At 51.5% G+C, this 5,319-nt stretch carries 4 protein-coding genes; 3 read left to right on the plus strand and 1 reads right to left on the minus strand.

Translation table 11 applies throughout. The annotated features are described in order from the left end of the window. Positions 1-33 precede the first annotated feature (33 nt). Positions 34-1,794: a 30S ribosomal protein S12 methylthiotransferase accessory factor YcaO gene (ycaO, locus tag FDW94_RS06530; protein WP_060682473.1), complete on the minus strand. Its 1,761-nt coding sequence runs from the start codon at positions 1,792-1,794 to the stop codon at positions 34-36. 136 nt (positions 1,795-1,930) lie between these two features. Here ycaO and FDW94_RS06535 point away from each other — a divergent pair, with 136 nt between their 5' ends. From FDW94_RS06535 to aroA, 3 genes are all read left to right on the plus strand, one after another. Further along, a complete protein-coding gene (locus tag FDW94_RS06535; protein ID WP_008784261.1) occupies positions 1,931-2,623 on the plus strand; it encodes a DUF421 domain-containing protein in 693 nt (230 codons plus the stop codon). Positions 2,624-2,835: 212 nt separating this feature from the next. After that, positions 2,836-3,924, plus strand: coding sequence for a 3-phosphoserine/phosphohydroxythreonine transaminase (gene serC / locus FDW94_RS06540; protein ID WP_137377323.1), 1,089 nt, complete (start codon positions 2,836-2,838; stop codon positions 3,922-3,924). A 70-nt stretch (positions 3,925-3,994) separates the two neighbouring features. After that, positions 3,995-5,278 (plus strand): 3-phosphoshikimate 1-carboxyvinyltransferase, encoded by a 1,284-nt coding sequence (gene aroA / locus FDW94_RS06545; protein WP_060682472.1) that lies wholly within the window; start codon positions 3,995-3,997, stop codon positions 5,276-5,278. Positions 5,279-5,319: the final 41 nt, after the last annotated feature.

Below are 5,319 nucleotides of genomic sequence, written 5' to 3' on the forward strand. Positions count from 1 at the left end.
ACATTTAGCCTACTCGAGGCAAGTTGTTTGTCACTATTTTGACCAGTGTGCCGCTTTCGCGCGTTGCAATTTCTCATAGGCTTTCAGCAGAGACTGATGTGCCGGGAATGCGTGCAGATCGCTGTCTACTGGCTGAAGTCCATAAAACGGCGCTTCACCACTCAGTGCCGCACTTGCCGCTTCAACCGCCTCAGCGCCGTACATGCGGACGAATGCGTTCAGATACTGCAGCGGCTGACGGTCTTCTTCCTGAGACAGTAGCAACAATGTTTGCAGGCAGCGATAGTAGTTTGCACGTTCCGCGCTAAAGACGGAGGCGTTAAATTCCATCGTCCATTCGGTCCACACCAGGGCCTGCTCCAGATCGCCACCGGCCAGCGCCAGCATCACTTTAAGCTCGCCAATACGCAGGGTGTACCAACCGTTATCCGCACCGGTCGCCAGACCGAGCAGCTCGCGCACGCGGGTGAAGTCGTCAAAACCTTCTTCATCCAACTGTTCAATCAGATTGAGGTAGTCTTCTTTATCCCACTCACTGCCTGGCAGAGAGAGAATGGTGTCACGCAGATGGGTGCCCATAGCGTTGTTGGCTAACCACAGATCTTCTGCCGGATAGATGTCAGACATTCCCGGAACAATAATGCGGCACGCGTAAACGCCCAGGTGCTCATAGTCAGCGATATACACTTCTTTATCTTCAGCATTGAAGATGGCCATCAGGGTGGCGAACTCTTCTTCCGTGGTGCCGGAGAAATTCCAGTCAACGAACGGATAGTCGGCATCCTGCTTGAACAGATCCCAGGAGATCAGACCGCTGGAATCGATGAAGTGAGTTTCAAGGTTGGTATGTTCTGCCACTTCCTCATCGTCGAAGGTCGGTGGGGTGAAGACATCAAGATCCTTCAGACCACGGCCCTGCAGCAGTTCAGTCACGGTACGCTCCAGCGCAACGCCGAAATCCGGGTGTGCGCCGAAGGAGGCAAAGCAGGTACCGTTGGCCGGGTTGAACAGGACAACGCAAATCACCGGATACTTGCCGCCCAGCGAGCCATCGTAGGCAAAAATCGGGAAACCTTCCGCTTCCAGTGTGGCGATGGACTCCACCACTGCCGGATAGCGCGCCATCACCTCGGCCGGGATTTCCGGCAGGCTGATGCTTTCGGCAATAATACGGTTCTTCACATGGCGCTCAAAGACTTCAGACAGGCCCTGAACGCGAGCTTCGTTAGGTGTGTTACCCGCAGACATGCCGTTAGAAACATACAGGTTGCCGATAATATTCATCGGAATGTAGACGGTCTGGTTATCAGACTGGCGGGTAAACGGCAGGCCGCAGACGCCACGCTCTTCATTACCAGACTGTAGATCGATAAGCATGCTGCCGGTCAGTTCGTTATCTGGATCGTAAAACGCACGCAGACGTTCATCCAGTAAACCTTCTGGAACATCGTCTTCTTCAGTCAGCGGGAACCATTTTTCGTTCGGGTAATGTACGAACGGGCCATTGGCGATAGTTTCGCCCAGCCAGAAATCTGCAAAGAAGTAGTTAGTCGACAGACGCTCAAAGTATTCGCCCAGCGCAGAAGCCAGCGCCGCTTTTTTTGTCGCGCCTTTACCGTTGGTGAAGCACAGCGCGCATTCTTTGTCGCGAATATGTACAGACCAGACGTTAGGGACGGGATTCAACCACGAAGCTTCTTCAATTTGAAAACCGAGGTCGAGCAATTTTTGCTGGAAGCGAGCGATGGAGTCTTCCAGAGCGGCATCTTTGCCGGGGATAAATGTTTGCGTCATGAAAATCACTTTTGTCGTACGGAAAGCGCGCAATGATACGGGTTTTCAATGAACGGCGCTATCGTCGCCGGAGCCCATGCGTAAATAAAAGCATTGGCTATGCTTTCTTACAGCCAATCACGTTTAGAGCATATTAATGAAAGCTTTCGATTTACACCGTATGGCGCTTGATAAGGTGCCCATGGATTTTCTGGGGGAAGTTGCGCTACGCAGCCTTTACACCTTTATATTGGTTTTTCTGTTTTTAAAAATCACCGGACGTCGTGGCGTACGCCAGATGTCGCTTTTTGAAGTCCTTATCATCCTTACGCTGGGTTCCGCCGCGGGAGACGTGGCGTTTTATGACGATGTTCCGATGCTGCCGGTGCTGGTGGTCTTTATTACTCTTGCTGTGCTGTATCGGCTGGTAATGTGGCTAATGGCGCATAGTGAAAAAATGGAGGACCTGCTGGAGGGCAAACCCGTCGTGATCATTGAAGACGGCGAGCTGGCATGGTCAAAGCTCAATAGCGCCAATATGACGGAATTTGAATTCTTTATGGAACTGCGTTTGAACGGCGTGGAGCAATTGGGACAAGTGAAACTGGCTATTCTGGAGACGAATGGGCAAATCAGCGTCTACTTCTTTGCCGATGAAGATGTAAAGCCGGGGCTCAGTATTCTGCCTAAACGTTGTACGCAACGATTTAAAGTAATACCTGAAGCAGGGGACTATGCCTGCATACGTTGTAGCGAAGTAGTGCAAATGAAGGCCGGAGATCATCAATTATGTCCGCGCTGTGCAAATCCAGAATGGTCGAAGGCCAGTCGGGCAAAACGGGTTACCTGACAGCAAAAATCTCGGTTTTTACCCGTCAATCCGATAGATTCTGTTGTGTGACCGATGACACATTTTTACCCTTGCCAGTTTTACCCATTGCGGCGCGTGTCACTGAATGATAAAACCGATATCCACAGGAATAACTTATACCAATGTCTGTCACCGGATTATCGTCAATGACAGGATGTTGATTGGACAACAACACAACGTGGTGAGGGGAAATGGCTCAGGTCTTCAATTTTAGTTCAGGTCCGGCAATGTTACCGGCAGAAGTACTTAAACTGGCTCAACAGGATCTTTGTGACTGGAACGGTCTTGGCACGTCAGTGATGGAAATTAGCCACCGTGGCAAAGAATTCATCCAGGTCGCAGAGGAAGCGGAGCAGGATTTTCGCGATCTTCTCAGCATCCCCTCCAACTATAAAGTGTTGTTCTGCCATGGCGGTGGTCGCGGGCAGTTCGCGGGTATCCCGTTAAATATTCTGGGCGATAAAACCACCGCGGATTACGTCGATGCCGGTTATTGGGCCGCCAGCGCAATTAAAGAAGCGAAAAAATACTGCACGCCAAACGTTATTGATGCCAAAGTCACCGTGGACGGCCTGCGTGCTGTTAAGCCGATGAGTGAATGGCAACTTTCTGATAACGCGGCATACCTGCACTATTGCCCGAACGAAACCATCGATGGCATTGCGATCGATGAAACGCCGAATTTTGCCAGCAACGTTGTGGTCACGGCAGATCTGTCTTCTACCATTCTTTCCGCACCGCTTGACGTTAGCCGTTATGGCGTAATTTATGCCGGGGCACAGAAAAATATCGGCCCGGCCGGTCTGACGATTGTCATCGTCCGTGAAGATTTGCTGGGTAAAGCTCATGTCTCATGCCCGTCAATCCTCGACTATACCGTGCTGAATGACAACGATTCCATGTTCAATACGCCGCCAACCTTTGCCTGGTATCTGTCTGGCCTGGTCTTTAAATGGCTGAAAAAGCAGGGCGGTGTTAATGCGATGGATAAAATTAACCAGCAAAAAGCGGAATTGCTCTACGGCGTAATCGATAACAGCGATTTCTACCGTAACGATGTGGCGAAATCCAACCGTTCACGCATGAACGTACCGTTCCTGCTGGCTGACAGCGCATTGGATAAACTGTTCCTGGAAGAGTCTTTTGCTGCGGGCCTGCACGCGCTGAAAGGGCATCGTGTAGTCGGCGGTATGCGTGCGTCCATCTACAATGCCATGCCGCTTGAAGGTGTTAAAGCACTGACCGATTTCATGGTCGATTTCGAACGCCGCCGCGGCTAATCTGCTGTGCTTTTCATCCCCACAGCCCGTCTGTGGGGTTTTTATGTCTGTTTTTTGAGAGTCGAGTTTCATGGAATCCCTGACGTTACAACCCATTGCGCGGGTGGATGGCACCATCAATCTGCCTGGATCCAAAAGTGTTTCTAACCGCGCTTTGCTGCTGGCTGCATTAGCCAATGGCACCACTGTCCTGACCAATCTGCTGGACAGCGATGATGTTCGCCATATGCTCAATGCTCTGAATGCGTTAGGGATTAGCTATACCCTTTCTGCCGATCGTACCCGCTGCGAGATAATTGGCAATGGCGGTGCGTTGCACGCAGAAGGTGCAGTTGAGCTGTTCCTTGGCAACGCCGGAACCGCAATGCGCCCGCTGGCCGCAGCGTTATGTCTGGGCAGCAATGACATCGTGCTGACGGGCGAACCGCGCATGAAAGAGCGCCCGATTGGCCATCTGGTTGATGCGCTGCGCCAGGGCGGAGCCAAAATTGACTATCTGGAGCAGGAAAACTATCCACCTTTACGTCTGCGCGGTGGCTTTACCGGAGGCCAGGTTGAGGTAGACGGTAGCGTTTCCAGCCAGTTCCTCACTGCGTTGCTGATGACTGCGCCGCTGGCGCCGCAGGATACGACGATCGCAATTAAAGGTGACCTGGTATCCAAACCTTACATTGATATCACACTGAACCTGATGAAAACGTTTGGTGTTGAAATTGAAAATCAAAACTACCAGCGCTTTGTCGTGAAGGGGCAGCAGCAGTATCAGTCACCGGGTGCATACCTGGTTGAAGGTGATGCTTCTTCCGCTTCCTATTTCCTCGCGGCAGGTGCTATTAAAGGCGGTACGGTAAAAGTTACCGGGATTGGCCGCAACAGCATGCAGGGTGATATTCGTTTTGCCGATGTACTGGAGAAAATGGGCGCAACCATTACATGGGGCGACGATTTTATTGCCTGTACTCACGGCGAGTTGAACGCAGTGGATATGGATATGAACCATATTCCTGATGCGGCGATGACCATTGCAACGGCGGCGCTGTTCGCTAAAGGCACCACGACATTACGTAATATCTACAACTGGCGCGTCAAAGAGACCGATCGTCTGTTCGCGATGGCGACGGAGTTACGCAAAGTGGGCGCGGAAGTGGAAGAGGGGCATGACTTTATCCGCATCACCCCGCCTGCAACATTGCAATTTGCGGACATCGCGACCTACAACGATCACCGCATGGCGATGTGTTTCTCGCTGGTGGCGCTGTCTGACACGCCGGTGACCATTCTTGACCCAAAATGTACCGCCAAAACCTTCCCGGATTATTTCGAACAGTTGGCTCGTATTAGTACATCTGCCTGATTTTATTATGTTATGCGACAGTTTCCAGTCGATCGCTTTCG

Source organism: Citrobacter sp. wls757 (genome assembly GCF_005280935.1).
GTDB lineage: Bacteria > Pseudomonadota > Gammaproteobacteria > Enterobacterales > Enterobacteriaceae > Citrobacter > Citrobacter portucalensis.